Origin of the sequence: Arthrobacter sp. NPDC090010 (assembly GCF_044748305.1) — a bacterium.
Lineage (GTDB): Bacteria > Actinomycetota > Actinomycetes > Actinomycetales > Micrococcaceae > Arthrobacter_E.
Map to the genome: position 1 here is coordinate 204,898 of NZ_JBIVFT010000003.1, position 14,264 is coordinate 219,161.

Annotated in this window: 15 protein-coding genes; 3 read left to right on the forward strand and 12 right to left on the reverse strand. The window is 67.2% G+C overall.

The window, feature by feature from the left end; all coding sequences use genetic code 11:
* Positions 1-81 precede the first annotated feature (81 nt).
* Positions 82-1,677, forward strand: a complete 1,596-nt coding sequence (locus ACIPXZ_RS06360; protein WP_400591464.1) for a M4 family metallopeptidase — start codon at positions 82-84, stop codon at positions 1,675-1,677.
* 212 nt (positions 1,678-1,889) lie between these two features.
* Here ACIPXZ_RS06360 and ACIPXZ_RS06365 read toward each other — a convergent pair whose 3' ends face one another.
* The 4 genes from ACIPXZ_RS06365 to ACIPXZ_RS06380 all read right to left on the reverse strand — a co-directional run bounded on the left by ACIPXZ_RS06365 (position 1,890) and on the right by ACIPXZ_RS06380 (position 4,575).
* Complete coding sequence (locus ACIPXZ_RS06365) at positions 1,890-2,294, reverse strand: nuclear transport factor 2 family protein (protein WP_400591466.1); 405 nt, start codon at positions 2,292-2,294, stop codon at positions 1,890-1,892.
* A gap of 15 nt (positions 2,295-2,309) precedes the next feature.
* Complete coding sequence (locus ACIPXZ_RS06370; protein WP_400591467.1) at positions 2,310-2,999, reverse strand: DUF998 domain-containing protein; 690 nt, start codon at positions 2,997-2,999, stop codon at positions 2,310-2,312.
* Positions 3,000-3,105: 106 nt separating this feature from the next.
* The gene (locus tag ACIPXZ_RS06375; protein ID WP_400591468.1) at positions 3,106-3,570 is read right to left on the reverse strand and encodes a phage tail protein; all 465 of its coding nucleotides are present in this window, start codon (positions 3,568-3,570) and stop codon (positions 3,106-3,108) included.
* A 531-nt stretch (positions 3,571-4,101) separates the two neighbouring features.
* Positions 4,102-4,575, reverse strand: coding sequence for a MarR family winged helix-turn-helix transcriptional regulator (locus tag ACIPXZ_RS06380; protein ID WP_400591470.1), 474 nt, complete (start codon positions 4,573-4,575; stop codon positions 4,102-4,104).
* Between the two features lie 259 nt (positions 4,576-4,834).
* Between ACIPXZ_RS06380 and ACIPXZ_RS06385 the strand changes: the two genes are divergently transcribed.
* Both ACIPXZ_RS06385 and ACIPXZ_RS06390 read left to right on the forward strand, forming a co-directional pair.
* Positions 4,835-5,158, forward strand: coding sequence for a hypothetical protein (locus ACIPXZ_RS06385; RefSeq protein ID WP_400591472.1), 324 nt, complete (start codon positions 4,835-4,837; stop codon positions 5,156-5,158).
* 57 nt (positions 5,159-5,215) lie between these two features.
* Positions 5,216-5,824 (forward strand): GNAT family N-acetyltransferase, encoded by a 609-nt coding sequence (locus ACIPXZ_RS06390; protein ID WP_400591474.1) that lies wholly within the window; start codon positions 5,216-5,218, stop codon positions 5,822-5,824.
* Between the two features lie 44 nt (positions 5,825-5,868).
* Here ACIPXZ_RS06390 and ACIPXZ_RS06395 read toward each other — a convergent pair whose 3' ends face one another.
* From ACIPXZ_RS06395 to ACIPXZ_RS06430, 8 genes are all read right to left on the reverse strand, one after another.
* Positions 5,869-6,855 carry a hypothetical protein gene (locus ACIPXZ_RS06395; protein ID WP_400591476.1) on the reverse strand — a complete coding sequence of 329 codons (987 nt, stop codon included), beginning with the start codon at positions 6,853-6,855 and terminating at the stop codon, positions 5,869-5,871.
* Positions 6,856-7,001: 146 nt separating this feature from the next.
* On the reverse strand, positions 7,002-7,910 hold the full coding sequence (locus ACIPXZ_RS06400) for an ABC transporter substrate-binding protein (protein WP_400591478.1): 909 nt from the start codon (positions 7,908-7,910) through the stop codon (positions 7,002-7,004).
* A 14-nt stretch (positions 7,911-7,924) separates the two neighbouring features.
* On the reverse strand, positions 7,925-8,692 hold the full coding sequence (locus tag ACIPXZ_RS06405) for an ABC transporter permease (protein WP_400591480.1): 768 nt from the start codon (positions 8,690-8,692) through the stop codon (positions 7,925-7,927).
* Entirely contained in the window at positions 8,689-9,375 is a 687-nt protein-coding gene (locus ACIPXZ_RS06410; protein ID WP_400591482.1) for an ABC transporter permease, read from the reverse strand. The genes ACIPXZ_RS06405 and ACIPXZ_RS06410 overlap by 4 nt, the downstream gene beginning before the upstream one ends.
* Complete coding sequence (locus ACIPXZ_RS06415; RefSeq protein WP_400591484.1) at positions 9,372-10,223, reverse strand: ABC transporter ATP-binding protein; 852 nt, start codon at positions 10,221-10,223, stop codon at positions 9,372-9,374. The genes ACIPXZ_RS06410 and ACIPXZ_RS06415 overlap by 4 nt, the downstream gene beginning before the upstream one ends.
* Before the next feature lie 69 nt (positions 10,224-10,292).
* Entirely contained in the window at positions 10,293-11,711 is a 1,419-nt protein-coding gene (locus tag ACIPXZ_RS06420) for a dihydrolipoyl dehydrogenase family protein (protein ID WP_400591485.1), read from the reverse strand.
* Between the two features lie 189 nt (positions 11,712-11,900).
* A complete protein-coding gene (locus ACIPXZ_RS06425; protein ID WP_400591487.1) occupies positions 11,901-12,863 on the reverse strand; it encodes a hypothetical protein in 963 nt (320 codons plus the stop codon).
* A gap of 5 nt (positions 12,864-12,868) precedes the next feature.
* Complete coding sequence (locus ACIPXZ_RS06430; RefSeq protein ID WP_400591489.1) at positions 12,869-14,179, reverse strand: MFS transporter; 1,311 nt, start codon at positions 14,177-14,179, stop codon at positions 12,869-12,871.
* Positions 14,180-14,264 lie beyond the last annotated feature (85 nt).

Consider the following 14,264-nt stretch of genomic DNA (forward strand, 5'->3'; position numbering starts at 1 on the left):
TTTGCTTGACGAAGCATGACTGATACTGCATTCTCAGTTCGGGTGCAAAACCCACTCTCACTCACTCAGGAGGAAACAATCGTGCGATCCACGTCGGGCCTCAAGCGCCTGGGAACCATCTGCGCTGTCGGCGCACTGACCACGCTTGGCCTATCCGCCACCATCGCCTCGGCTGCACCGGCAAACCCGGACAACGGCCAGGTCCTCACCTCGGGCTCCGGTCACGTCGAGAGCTTCGTCGCCAAGAAGAAGGCCACCACCGTCGACCGTCATGCCGTCAGCAACGAGCTGACGCAGACCTTCAACGCCGCCGCCGGCTCGACGTTCCGGCAGGTTCGCGATCAGACCCTCGGCACCGGTCACCTGTCCCGCTTCACCCAGGTCATCGACGGACACATCGTCGCCGGCTCCTCGGTGGCCCAGACCTCCGACAAGGACGGCGCGCTGATCCAGGCCATGGGTTCCGTGGCGACCGGCACGAGTGGCGCGTTCCCGAGCCAGGGCACGCTCTCCAAGGGTGAGAAGGCCGCCAAGGCCGCAGCCGCCGCCAGCGTGAAGCTCACCGGCGCCAAGACCAAGGTCAGCCAGACCGTCTGGTTCGCACCGGCCCTGACCGGCGCCAGCGACGCGAGCACCGTCGCGCAGCCGGCCTACCAGGTGCTGGTCAGCAACCACGACTCCAGCTACACGGTGACGGTCGCCGCCACCGGCGCTCCCACCGTTCTGGCCACCGCCACGAACACGCACGAACTCAACCGCGCCGTCTGTGACGCCAACCGCAAGAGCGGCGTCACCTACGCAGATCTCCAGTGCGGTGTCGGCACCAAGAACACACTGGCCCGCAAGGAAGGCCAGGCCGCGTCCAGCGTCGCCGACGTCAACAGCGTCTACAACTTCTTCGGAGACACGAGCGCGTTCTACGCCGCCAACACCAACGCCGGCGACCTGACCGCACTGGTCGGCGCCAACTACAACGACAGCATCGGCACCGCCATCCGCGGCAGCGTCCGGCAGTGCATCAGCGGCGAGTCCTGCCCCTACACCAACGCCTTCTGGTCCGATGAGATCAGCGCCATGGTCTACGGCGAAGGCGTCACCACCGACGACGTCACCGGCCACGAGCTGACCCACGGTGTCACCTCCAAGACCAACGGACTGCTCTACCAGAACGAGTCCGGCGCCATCAACGAGTCGATGTCCGACATCTTCGGTGAGTTCGTCGACATCAGCAACGGCAGCGCCGATGACACGGCCGCCAACCGCTGGAAGATGGGCGAGGGCAGCTCGCTGGGCGTCATCCGTGACATGAAGAACCCGAAGAACTACCAGCAGCCGGAGATCTACAAGGGCACCTACTGGGCCCCGACCAGCTCCACCCCGAACCAGAACAACGACCAGGGCGGTGTCCACACCAACAGCGGCGTGGGCAACAAGCTGGCCTACCTGATCACGGACGGCGCGACTTTCAATGGCAAGACCGTGACCGGCCTGGGCATCCACAAGGCGGCCGAGCTGTACTGGACCACGCAGACCCTGCTGCCGTCCAACGCCACCTACGCGTCCCTCAAGAGCGCTCTGACGCAGGCCTGCACGGCCAACGTCACGAACGGTGTTGCCGGGACCACCAGCGCGGATTGCACCCAGGTAGCCAACGCCATCGCAGCAGTGGGCATCTGACACCCGGCCACCCCATGAAGGGGTGACGATGACAGTGGGCGGGGGACTCCCCCGCCCACTGTCATGTCCGGGGTCAATCCACCGGACACGAGCAGCGCACCCGGCGAGGCCTCGGATACCCGCAGAGCCTCCGCGCCTGAAGAACCCTGTCGCCTGCAGAATCCCGGCGCCTGCAGAATCCCGGCGCCTGCAGAATCCCGGTGGCTACAGGATCAGCGCTCGCCCGACTCGGACCGCGCGCCGCTCGCGGCGGCCGCGTCCGCCACCAGATACGTTCCCGCACCGGATGCCACGAGGCCGCGGTCGTTCAGGCGCAGCACCTCGTTGACCAGACCGCCGACATGGTTGCGGTAGTTGATCACGACGAGATTCAGCCCGGTGTAGACGTCGACGACCTCGAAATGAAGATCCGGGATCCGCTCCAGACCCACGGACCAGTAGGCCCGAATCGCCTCCTTGCCGCGGAGCACACCCCCGGTTTCAGGGAGCAGCTGCGCTGCCACGGGGGATGAGAACTCGGCATCCTCGCTGAAGTGAGACAGGACGGCGTCCAGGTCGTGCGCGTTCCAGGCCTCAGCCCAGCGCCGGGCGAACTCTTGTGCGGCTGCGATCTCCATAGGGCCCGATACTACTCACGCATTGTCGACAGCCACGGGGTTCCTCCGGAGCAGGACCACACCGGTGAGGAGTTGCCAGGCGATGATCGTGTACACGGAGCCACGCTCCCAGACCCCGTCCGGCAGCTGGAAATGAGTGACGAGCAGAACGGCGAAAAGGAATCCGGCCGCGCCGAGCACCGTACTGACGGTCCGGTAGACGGCACGGTGCCGGACGGCGTCGTGGGACGAGAGCGCATCACCAAGTCCCGCGACGAGCGCGGCGGCGTTGCCCGCGCCGATCGCAGCGACAGCACCAAGGCCGTGGAAGGCCATGAGTCCGTTGGCCACGTTCGCCGGAGACCCGTGCACCAGGCCGACCACGGCGATCCCCACCGAGTGCACCAGAAGCAGGGCCGCAAGGACGCCGAAACGCCGCGACCGCCCCGCACCACTGGCGATCAGGAGCACGACGCCGAGAGTGATCAGAAGACCCTCACCGATGAAACCGGCATTCATCACCTCGGCCAGGCGGGAATCCATCGCCCGGCCTTCCAGTACTCCACCCGCGGGCACGCCCAGGTCACTGATGTAGTTCCGGGCATAGTCGTAGCCCGGGAATCCGAGCGCGGCGACCATCTCGCAGAACAGATACCAGCACGGAGCGAGAATGAACAGTACGCCGGCGGCGCGGTGCGCCGTCGTCGTGGATGGCGATGCAGGCACGATCGTTCGGTCCTCTCATGATGAGTTCGACGGCGGTGGCCCGGCATCCAAGGCCGGGCGGAGCGGGGCAGGCGGCGGACAACTCAGGCCGGCCCCGTTCAGAGGCTCAGTACTCGCCCTTGATCACGAAATAGGATCCGCGGATCTCACCGGCCAGCTTCGACTTCTGGCGGGCGAACTTGAAACGCGAGGCCAGCTCCTCGGGGACCTCCATGCCCATGGACAGCTTGAAGCCCACCGCGCGTTTGCCGCCCTCCTCGATGCTGTACATGACGTTGATCGCGAGCCCGGACTCGTAGAAGACGTAGTCCATGCGCAGACCGTCAACCTCGAAGGAAGACACCTCCAGGGGCGTGGAGTCGATGACGATCTCCCGCTCCTCGGCAAGAATGCGCTGCACGCGGGCCAGGCTCTCGGGGGCCTCGGACGCGGGCACCACCGTGAAGACGTGATCGTACTTGTTCTTGTAATAGCGGGCCTCATTCGCTCGCAACCCGGCGAGTGCCTCCACCACAGGAGAGGATTCCAGCCCCTCCGTCGAAACGTTCACGAAATCCACGGCGTACGACATGCTTACCCTCCAGTTGTTCGCATTCTCAGAACAACCATAGCGAGGCCGGGTGACACCGAGGCCGACCGGCTTCAGGAAGAGCCATAAACCCTCATCATATATCTAGCTTGCCTAGCTAACTAGACCCTTCCTTTCGGTCCCGGGCCCTGCTTGAGTGGACATGAGCGGCCACCGGCGAACGACGAACGGGGCGCAGCGGGGAAGTCACGAAGCGGATTGCCGTGACGACGACGCAAGAAGGAGTTGTGATGCCGAGCAGTCAAGAGGACGCCGCCGAAGATCCGGCCCTGAACACCGGACTCGCATTCGCCTTGCCGGCCAGGACCGCACGGACCATGAGCCGTCCGGGCTGAGACCCCCGCGCCGGCCTCCCCACGTCGGCCTCTCGACACGGTGCGGGCGGGAGCGCCTGCCATGGTGGCGACTTCTGCGGACGGAGTGAGCCCGTCCAGAATTGCCCAGGCAGCCTCCCGCGCCGCACCCGGAACCCGCGGACAGGCGGAACCCGCGGACCAGGGGGACCTTGAAGACTCACTCCAAAGCGCTGATCACCGAGCCGAGAAAGCGTTCAACGGTCTTCAATTCTTCGCCGCTGAATGAGCCCGCAGCAGTCAGCAGCGCACTCACCTGACGCTGCAGACTCGACTCGAGAAGCGTTCGCGCCGCCACCGTGGCCTGCAGTACGACGGCGCGCCGGTCCCTGGGGTCCGGTTCGCGCGTCAGATACCCCGCGGCCTGCAGTCTGTTCACCAAGGCGGTGGTGGACGCCGAGGTGATCCCGAGCCGTTCTCCCAACATCCGGGAGTTCACGGCTCCCCGCTCGGACGCTTCCAGGACGTAGCGAAGCGCTGCAAGATCATTGCTGTTGACCTTCAGATCGGCCTGGAGCGTCTCCCGGGTGCCGCTTTCGACCACGCGGAATTCACGCAGAAGGTGAAGGGCGGAGAGGACGTGATCCTCCCGGTCGCCTTCCAGCCAACTCTTATTGATCAGTTCAAGTGCCATCGAGCCTCGCTCCTCATCCCTGACAACTTGCTAGGCAATCAAGTAGGCCCCCATGCCTTCGAGTCTAGAACCGGTTTTCCCCACAATCGAGCCCCCGACCGACGCAACGGACTCGAAAAGCAGGTCTTGAATTTAGCTAGCTAGACGAGCTAATCTATTTTCAACGCGCCGACGTACCCGGACGCAATCGCTGTGCAGATGAACACCCAACTCAGGATTTCAGGCTCTTCTCACCGACCTCACCGATCCAGGAGTGACCATGCGACTCGTCAGCAAGACCCAGCACATCTACGACAACACGGTTCAACGTCAGTACGAGCTGTACCGCAACGGCCACGTCATGGGGACTGCCAGGTACCTCTTGGAAGGCAATAGGATCGTCTTCATCCTGTGTGAGACCGCCACGTCCTGCACTCCAGGCGAACAGCGGAACTTCTTCCTCACGGTGCTGCGGGATGCCCAGCATCGGCGGCTCGAAATCGACGTCACCTCCCGCGCCATGCTTGCCGAACTCCGCGACCGGCAGGCCTCCCCTGCGATCTCCCGCAGGCATGCCGGCCGCCGCGTTCCTGCACAGCTCTGACGGAGCCTGACCCGCAGGCTCTCGACAGCAGCACCGGACGGGGCCAGAGTGGAACCCATGAGCACCGACGAACCCGGAACACCCCAGGGCGATTCCGTCACCACGGCACCCGCCCACTGGGAGGAGGTTGAGCGGCTTTTCTCCCTCGGCGGGGACGCCTCCGGCTGTTGGTGTCAGTGGTTCAAGGTCACGGCGCCAGGATGGAAGGCGACAAAAGTCCCTGACCGCAAAGAGATGCTCCAGGAGCAATTCCGCAGCGAAGAACGCCCACCCGGACTTCTCGCCCTCGTCGATGGACGAGCCGTAGGCTGGGCCGCCGTCGCACCCCTCGAGTGCTATCCCCGGCTGGACCGGCTGCAGCTCGTGCAGCGCGCAGAGAAACTGCATACCGCGCCGGATGGCGAGCGGTGGGCGGTGACCTGTTTCGTGGTCGCCAGAACCCACCGCCGTCAGGGCGTGGCTCGCGCGCTACTCGATGCCGCGGTCGTCTTCGCTTCCGAGCACGGGGCACAATGGCTGGACGGTTACCCGGTGGATGTTGCCGCCCGCCCGAAGGCCAACGCCTCCGATCTGTTCCACGGCACGGTCAGCCTTTTCGAACAGGGCGGCTTCGAGCGCGTGTACGACGGCGTTCCCGGGCGCTCGCTCATGCGTCGCCGCCTCTGAGTCATCAGCGCTGCATGCTCGGACCGTCGCTTGCCTGAGCGCCCTCAGCTCACCGGCGCGGCGACCGAGGCGGCCGCCTCATGCTGCGCATCCCACCATTTCAGGACGCGCAAGGCCTTCAGAGTGACCCATCGCGAGGGCAGGCCAACGCCGTCGTCGAGAGTGAACCAGACCCGGCCCCGCAACTCGGAGTCGAGCAGCCAACGCCCGTCCTCCTGCCGGCGCGACCTGATGTGCTCCACCGCTTCCTGCATTCGCAGATCGGGAGCCTTCCCATCCCGGACCGCTGCGGACCGCAGATGATCCGCCGCACGCAGCACGTCATAGCGCCAACGCCTGGGGTAGCTCAGATCGAGATACTCACGATCCACCAGCTCGCCGGTACTGAGGCGGCGGAGCAGTGACCGTTCGAGCAGGTACTCCTCGCCGGCGGCACGGGCCGCAGACACCTCATCGCCGCCCTGGCCGGAGCGTTCCACTTCCAGCAGCGCCTCCACGGCGTTGATCGTGGTGTCGAAGGAGGACCGCACGGAACCGTTCTCCCGTTCGCAGTTCCATCCGCCGTCGGGCTGCTGCTCACGAAGCATCCACGCGGTCAGCTCCGTCAGTTCCAGGCCGAAGTAGCTACCGTCGGCCAAGGTCCGGGCATTGATGCAGGTGTCCACCTCGCCATCCCAGTACCGTTGCCCTTCGTGGTCCCAGCGGGAATTCTCGCCCACCAGGCGCACGATCTCACGGATCCGTGGCATGCCGGGATCGAGACCGAATTCCCGGAGCTGAGTGAGGCAGTAGGTGGTCGCCGTCCAGGGCTGCCCCTCCTGGCGCCACAGCTCAGGCGTGAACCCCTCGGGCACGAAGGAACCTCCCGCCCACTGGCCGTCCTGCCCCGCGAGAGCGAGGAGCCGCGCGCCGTCACCATCGCTCGCGACCCGGAGCCGCTCAGCCCGCCACGCATCTTCCGGGACGTCCAGTAGATCCCGCATCACCTGCCAGCGCAGGGAGGGGTCGCCCTCCAGCAGCCACTGCGTCACCGCAGCTCCGTCGCCAGTCGCCATCGCCGGTCACCGCCTCTCCGCCGTTTGCCGTTCTTTCCCTCATCAAAGGCCCAGGCCCCCTTGATTTCAAGGGGGCCTGGGCGGATCCGGAGAAGTCACGCATCCTCAGTGAGGACTGCGGATCAGCTCAGACCTTTGTCCTTCAGCCAGGCGGTGGCGATGTCGGCAGGCTGACGCTTGTCCACCGTGCTCTCGACGTTCAGCTTCACGAGCTCCTCGGTGGTGAGCTTCGCACTGACGGCATTGATCGCCTTGGACACCTTGTCCGCGACACCCTCGCTCGCGATCGGCACCACATTGGAGGACAGGATCATGTTCTTCGGATCCTTCAGGGCGACCAGGTCGCCCTTCTCGAAGGCCGGATCGGCGGAGTAGATGTCAGCGACCTGCACGGTGCCGGCACGCAGGGCGTCGAGGGTGGTGGGACCGGTGGCGGAGAACGCGAGGTCCACGCCGTAATCCGTCTTGGCAGCGGCCGGACCGTACGGCCGCTTCTCGAACTCCGGTGCACCGCCGACCGTCACTTTGCCGGGCATCTTGGCCAGGTCGGCGATGGTCTGCAGACCGTACTTGTCCGCATTCGCCTTGGTCACCGTGTAGGTGTCCTGATCCGCGGCCGGTGCGTAGTTCAGTGCCACGAGCCCCTTCGGCAGGGAGGACTTCAGCTCGGAGAAGACCGCGTCAGGACTCGTCGAGGACGTCTTTCCCTTGAGGTATTCCAGCAGGTTGCCGGTGTACTCAGGGAAGAGGCTGATCGCGCCGGACTTCACATCGGGCATGTACGCGTCACGCTGACCGATGTTGAAACGCCGGTCGACCTTCACCCCGTCCTTCTCCAGGCTCTGCGCGTAGATCTCGGCGATGATCTCGTTCGAGTAGTACGCCTGGGACCCGATGACGACCGTGTCGCCCGAAGCAGCCGAACCGCTCGACTGGTCCAGCGGGTTCCCCGATCCGCAGGCACTGAGTGCCAAGGTGGCGGCGAGCGCTGCGCCGGCAGCGGCGATACGGGCGATGCGAGTGGTGAACATGATGGTTCCTCTCTTCAATCTCTCTGCTGTCGGGGCACGGCCACCGTGGCGGGCCGCGGACGGGAAGTCACTCGGCGGCGCTCCCTGGGTTCTTCTTCACGTCGGGGGCCTCCTGCGGCACGCATCCCTGCGGGTACCGCGGCACGCTGGGCCAGAGCGAACAGGAGATCGACGATCAATGCCAGCCCGGCCACCAGGATCGCACCGGCAAGCACCTGATCGAAGCTGCGGAGCGGGATGCCTTGGATGATCGGCCACCCGAGGCCTCCGAGGTTGACGTACGCGGCGATGGTGACGGTGGCGATCACCTGAAGCGTCGCCGCCCTCAGTCCGCCGATCAGCAACGGCAGCCCGAGGCGGAACTCGACCTTCCAGAACACCTGCCAGGGCGTCATCCCCATGGCCCGGGCCGCGTCGATGACCCGCGGGTCGATCGCCTCGATACCGCTGTAAGCCCCGGCCAGCAGGGACGGGATGCCGAGCAGGACGAAGGTGACCAGCGCCGCCGCCGGGACCTGGAGGACACCGAACAGCAGCACCAGCAGGATCAGCAGGCCGAAGGACGGGATCGCGCGCGCCGCCCCGGAGAGCGCGACGGCGACTTCACGACCCCGGCCGGTGTGCCCGATCAGCCAGCCCGCGGGGACGGCGATGATCGCGGCGATCAGCACCGCGAGAACGGTGTAGAGCAGATGCTGGCCGAACAGCACGGGCAGCGCGTAGGTGCCCGTCCACTGTTCAGGATCGAGCATCCAGCGGATCGCATCGGCGAAAAGATTCATGCGGACACCTCCGCCGCTTCGGACTTCCGCACGCGCCCGGCCCGCGGCCGTGAGACCCGCAGCCAAGGCATCAGCAACCGGCCCGCGAGCGCGAGCAGCAGATCGATCAGGATCGCCAGCACGACGACGGCGGCGACACCGGCGAACACCTCCTCGACGAGCCTGCGGTCCAGGCCGTTGGTGAAGAGATAGCCGAGATTGGTGACACCGATCAGTGTGCCCACGGTGGCGAGCGCGATGGTGCTCACCGCGGCCACCCGGATGCCGGCCAGGATCACCGGAGTGGCCAGGGGCAGTTCGACGGTCCAGAAGCGCCGGGCGGTGCCGTAGCCCATGGCGGTCGCCGCACGGCGCACGTCGGGGTCCACCGAGTCGAGGCCGTCGGCGACGGAACGGACCAGGATCGCCACTGCGTAGATCGTGAGTGCGATGACCAGGTTCGGTTCACTGGTGGCCTGGTACCCCAGCACGGCCGGCAGCAGGATCAGCAGCGCGAGGGACGGGATCGTGTACAGCAGGCCGGTGAGCACGATGACGGGCCCACGCACGAGGCGGAATCGCCAGGCGAAGCGACCCAGCGGCACCGCCACCACGATGCCGAGCACGAGGGCGATCAGGCTCTGCCGGAGATGCACGCCGGTGAGGTTCAGGATGAGGCCGATGTTCTCGGCGATCCAGTTCACCGGGGCAGCCGATCCTGGGTGGCCTGCGCGCCGTCGTCGTCGATGAGCGCACCCTGAGCACGGCCCTCCGAATCGACCACCACCGTCCCCTGAGGCGTGTGCACCAGACGCAGGGCGCGCTTGCCGCGGTCCGCGCCGATGAACGCCGCGACGAAATCATCAGCGGGGTTCGCGAGGATCTCCTCCGGCGTGCCCTCCTGCACGATCCGTGCCCCGGCACCCAGGATCACGATCCGGTCGCCCAGCAGGAAGGCCTCCTCGATGTCGTGGGTGACGAACACGACCGTCTTGCCCAGTTCGGACTGCAGCCGCAGGAGTTCCTGCTGCAGCTCGGCGCGGACGATCGGGTCGACGGCACCGAACGGCTCATCCATGAGCAGGATGTTCGGGTCCGCCGCGAGACCGCGTGCCACACCGACACGCTGCTGCTGACCTCCGGAGAGCTGGCTCGGGTACCGGTCCGCGAGCGACTGGGCGAGCCCGACGGTGTCCAGCATCTCCCGGGCACGGGCATGCGCGGCGCTCTTGGAGGCGCCGTTCAGCCGCATGACGGTGGCCACGTTGTCCAGGACCGTGAAGTGCGGCATGAGACCGGAGTTCTGCATGACGTACCCGATGCCCCGGCGCAGTTCGACCGGATCCCGGTCGAGCACGCTCGCACCGTCGATCTCCACCACGCCCGTGGTGGGTTCGACCATGCGGTTGATCATGCGGAGCAAGGTGGTCTTGCCCGAACCCGACGATCCGACCAGCACCGTGGTCTGGCGCGGGGGGATGACGAGATTGAAGTCCTCGACGGCGTGTGCACCACCGGGGAACGTTTTGGAGACGGAGCGAAATTCGATCATCGGCCTGCCCTTCCTCAGGTCAATCCGACCCTACAGGGGGCCTCTGACATCCGCACGGAGGCGTACGGTTCATGCGGAGTCACGGCCGTAAGCCTCCAGCAGTCGCAGCCAGACCTCGCTCATCGTGGGATAGGAGGGCACCGCGTGCCAGAGACGCTTGACCGGCACCTCAGCTGCCACCGCGATCGAGGCAGCGTGGATGAGTTCGGCGACCTCGGGCCCGACCATCGTCACTCCGAGCAGCACCTGCCGTTCCTCATCCACCACCATGTTCGCGCGACCGCGGTAGCCGTCCTCGTGCAGCGAGGCTCCCGCCACCGAGGAGAACTCCACCTGCACCTCGCGGACCCGGCGCCCCGACTCGCGTGCGGCTGCCGAGGTGAGTCCGACGGCGGCCACCTCCGGCTGAGAGAAGACGACCTGGGGGACCGCCGAATGATCGGCGGTGGCCGCATGGCGGCCCCAGGCGCCGTCGTCGAGCGCATGCCCCTGGGCACGGGCGACGATGGCATCGCCCGCCGCACGGGCCTGGTACTTGCCCTGATGGGTCAGCAGCACCCGTCCGTTCACATCGCCGACGGCGTACAGCCAGTCGACCCCGGGCACCCGCAGGGTGTCGTCGGTTCCGATCGCCTCACCGGGTTTCAGCCCCACGGTCTCCGCTCCGATGTCCCCGCTGCGGGGGACCCGGCCGGTGGCGACCAGGATCTCGGCCGCCCGCACCTCCCCGTCGTCGGTGGTCACGGTGACGCCGTCGGCTCCGCGCGTGACGCTCTTGGTCTGCGCGCCGAGGCGTACATCCACACCGAGCGCCCGCAGGCCGTCGGCCACCAGTTCCCCGGCGAACGGTTCCACTCCGCCGAGCAAGCCGCTACGGGCCAGCACGGTCACCGTGGAACCGAGTGCCGCATACGCCGTGGCCATCTCCACGGCCACCACACCACCGCCGATCACCACCAGTGACGACGGCACCTCCTGGGCGCTCGTGGCCTCACGGCTGGTCCAGGGGTGCGCCTCCCGGAGCCCGGGGATTCCGGGGACCGCGGCGTCGGAACCCGTGCTGACGGCGACCGCGTGGCGGGCCGTGAGTGTCCGCTCCCCGCCGTCCGGCGTCGTCACCGTCACCTGACGCACACCGCTGAGGCGACCGTGCCCGCGGACGAGGTCGATCCCTGCGCCGCTCAGCCACTCGGCCTGGCCGTCGTCCTTCCAATGGCTGGTGAATTCGTCGCGTCGCGCCAGCACCGCCGCGACGTCGAGGTCCCCCGTCACAGCCTCCGCACTTCCGGCGACGTGACGGGCCGATCGGAGTGCCTGCGGGGAACGGAGCAGCGCCTTGGACGGCATGCAGGCCCAATAGGAGCACTCGCCCCCGACGAGTTCGCTCTCCACGATCACGGCGCTGAGCCCGCCTTGCACGGCGCGATCCGCCACGTTCTCCCCCACCGGGCCTCCGCCCAGCACGATCAGGTCATACTCGTCACTCATTGCGGCGCCGCCTCTTCCGGGTCAGTGATGATGCCTGCGCGGCGCCCGGATTCCGGAGCGCCCCTGGTCTTCCGAGCTCCCGCCGGCAGCACGCGCGTTCCGCGTGGTGCCACCGGCTCATTCCACTCAAGCCGATGCCTTCACCCGCCGTCAACAGGGCTGATACGCCGACGCACCGGTGCCGAGCCATCATTTGCGTCGTTTGAGCTCCCGGAACTGCTGACTCCACTCGCGCCGGGCGGCGCGTTCCTCGGACCGCGGCTTCGCTTCCAGGCCTCTGGACCGGCCGCGCGGGAGGGCCTTCCACCCGGCGTCAAGCACCAGAAGAGCACGCTCGGTATGAGCCGCGTTGCGCAATTGCAGCGCCGTCCCCTTGCGCCGGAGCACCTCGGCGAGAGTTGCTTCGGCGTCCTTGAACCGTCCCGTCTGCCGCTGAGCCCTCGCTCTGAGAAGCAGGAGCGCGGCGCTGAGCTCATCCCCGTTGCGGGCGCCCTCACTCAGCCCGATGACCGAGCCGTAGTCCTCCTGCAGGCTCGCCAGCTGTGCGAGGGCGAGAGCCTTGGCCGGTGAATGAGGCACCTGCTCAAGCTGCTCGACGGCGGCGGACACCTCGCCCACCTCACGCAGGGCGTGCGCGGCGGCGTAACGCAGGGCCTCATCCGAGTACAGGATGCGGGCGGCGAGCCCCTCAGAGAGCTCCACCTCGATGACCAGGCCGAGGAGGTGGCGTTCCATGAAACGGTGCGCGGTGTCGTCCACCAGCGTCGCCTGGCCACGGCGTAACAGCTCCACCGCCTGGGGATACTGCCGCGCCTGATACGCCCGGAGCCCGGCCAGGACATAGCAGAGCCCGGCGAAGCCACTGTGGGTGCGGGCCAGCTGGATGAGACGCTCGGGCCCGCCGCCGGCACCGAGCTCGGCGTGCAGCGCCTTCGCGAACTTCCCGGAGAACCCCGGAAGCCTGCCGGGCCCCTCCCGGAAGGTGAAGCGATTCACGGGGTCCAGGCCCCGGGAGGCCCGGATCCGTTCTCCCAGGCCACCGGCCAGCTTCCGCACGGAGACCTGGAACACCACACCGACGAAGGGCGTGATGTCCCGCCGCTCCCGGTGGACCGAGTGCGGTGGAGGACCCTGTGGCGACGGGGTGTTCATACGGATCAGTCCACGCCTTTGATCCGCACCACGAACACCGCACCCAGCAGACCGATCACGGCCGCCGCGATGTACAGCGAGAGATAGCCGCCCCAGAGGGTCACGAACGGCCAGGCGATGACGGGCGCGATCACCTGCGGGAGCGAGTTCGCGATGTTGATGACGCCCAGATCCTTGCCGCGGTCGCGGGCCTCCGGGAGGATCTGGGTGATGAGGGCGAAGTCCACGGCCAGATAGGCTCCGAAGCCGATCCCGAGGACGGCCGCGCCCACCAGTCCGCCGGCCCAGCTCGGCGAAAAAGCAAGAATCAGCGCGGAGACGGCGATGATCACGGAGGAGAGGATGACCATGGGCTTCCTGCGCCCCATACGGTCACTGATCCGGCCGCCGATGACGCTGGTGATGATCACGAACACGGCGTAGAGGCCGGTCAGGATCAGGACTCCGGTCTCGGCCGGGATCCCTTCGGTCTCCTGCAGACGTACGGCGTCGGTCAGGAAGAAGAGCAGGTACAGGGTGATCATGTGATTGCCGATGTTCACCAGGAGGCGGGTGATCCAGGCCCAGCGGAAGTCGGCGATGGCCAGCGGCCTGATGAACCCGAGCAGGAAGTCTCCCCAGGCCAGAGGAGGCACGGCCCCGCGCTGGATCGGTTCGTCTCCTGAGCGGAGCGCGTAGAGCACGACGCCGAGGACGAGCGCCAGCGCTGCCAGTGCGTACCCGAGGAAGAGGTTTCCGCTGACGACGGCGGCGATCACCGCTCCCAGCAGGATGCCGACCGTCTGGCCCATGGCGGCCAGTCCACCCACGGTGCCGCGGCGAGCCACGGGAACCCGGTCAGGGACGGCGGCCGTGATGGCGGCATAGGCGCCGTTGCAACCGGCCTGGACCAGACACCACGCCAGGGTCATGAGGGCGACGTCCGGCGCCCCGTCGATGGCCAGGAGGGCAAGTGCACCGACGACGGCGCCGCCCACCACCCAGGGGACGCGACGGCCGAAGCGCCCCGCCGTACGGTCGCTCAGGGCACCGAACAGCGGGTTCGCCACGAGAGACACCGCGGCACCGCATCCCGTGACGATGGCCAGGATGCCCTCCTTCTGGCCCGGATCCAGCTGAGCGGCCTGCAAGCCGAGAAGCACCTGCAAAGGGGCGAAGAAGGCGGCATTGATGCCCAGATTCACGAGGACCACGCCCGTGATCCACAAGGGTGTCACGGGGCTCCGCGGCTCTTCCCCGGCCGTCGGCGTTCCCTGGCCGGACGAGTCCCGGCCTGTCGGGTCCGCGCCGGACGGCACTGGCTGGGCAATGGACATGCGCGCTTCCTCAATCCCCCTGAGGTTCCTCGCCCAGCGTCGGAACGGCGGGCCTGTCGTGCCTCATCCTATGACGGGCCCGGCC

What these genes read in the sequence shown, in the direction of transcription:
- ACIPXZ_RS06365 (WP_400591466.1), bottom strand. Translation starts at nt 2,294, where the DNA reads ATGGAGATCGCAGCCGCACAAGAGTTCGCCCGGCGCTGGGCTGAGGCC.
- ACIPXZ_RS06375 (WP_400591468.1), bottom strand. Translation starts at nt 3,570, where the DNA reads ATGTCGTACGCCGTGGATTTCGTGAACGTTTCGACGGAGGGGCTGGAA.
- ACIPXZ_RS06380 (WP_400591470.1), bottom strand. Translation starts at nt 4,575, where the DNA reads ATGGCACTTGAACTGATCAATAAGAGTTGGCTGGAAGGCGACCGGGAG.
- ACIPXZ_RS06385 (WP_400591472.1), top strand. Translation starts at nt 4,835, where the DNA reads ATGCGACTCGTCAGCAAGACCCAGCACATCTACGACAACACGGTTCAA.
- ACIPXZ_RS06390 (WP_400591474.1), top strand. Translation starts at nt 5,216, where the DNA reads ATGAGCACCGACGAACCCGGAACACCCCAGGGCGATTCCGTCACCACG.
- ACIPXZ_RS06400 (WP_400591478.1), bottom strand. Translation starts at nt 7,910, where the DNA reads ATGTTCACCACTCGCATCGCCCGTATCGCCGCTGCCGGCGCAGCGCTC.
- ACIPXZ_RS06405 (WP_400591480.1), bottom strand. Translation starts at nt 8,692, where the DNA reads ATGAATCTTTTCGCCGATGCGATCCGCTGGATGCTCGATCCTGAACAG.
- ACIPXZ_RS06415 (WP_400591484.1), bottom strand. Translation starts at nt 10,223, where the DNA reads ATGATCGAATTTCGCTCCGTCTCCAAAACGTTCCCCGGTGGTGCACAC.
- ACIPXZ_RS06420 (WP_400591485.1), bottom strand. Translation starts at nt 11,711, where the DNA reads ATGAGTGACGAGTATGACCTGATCGTGCTGGGCGGAGGCCCGGTGGGG.
- ACIPXZ_RS06425 (WP_400591487.1), bottom strand. Translation starts at nt 12,863, where the DNA reads ATGAACACCCCGTCGCCACAGGGTCCTCCACCGCACTCGGTCCACCGG.
- ACIPXZ_RS06430 (WP_400591489.1), bottom strand. Translation starts at nt 14,179, where the DNA reads ATGTCCATTGCCCAGCCAGTGCCGTCCGGCGCGGACCCGACAGGCCGG.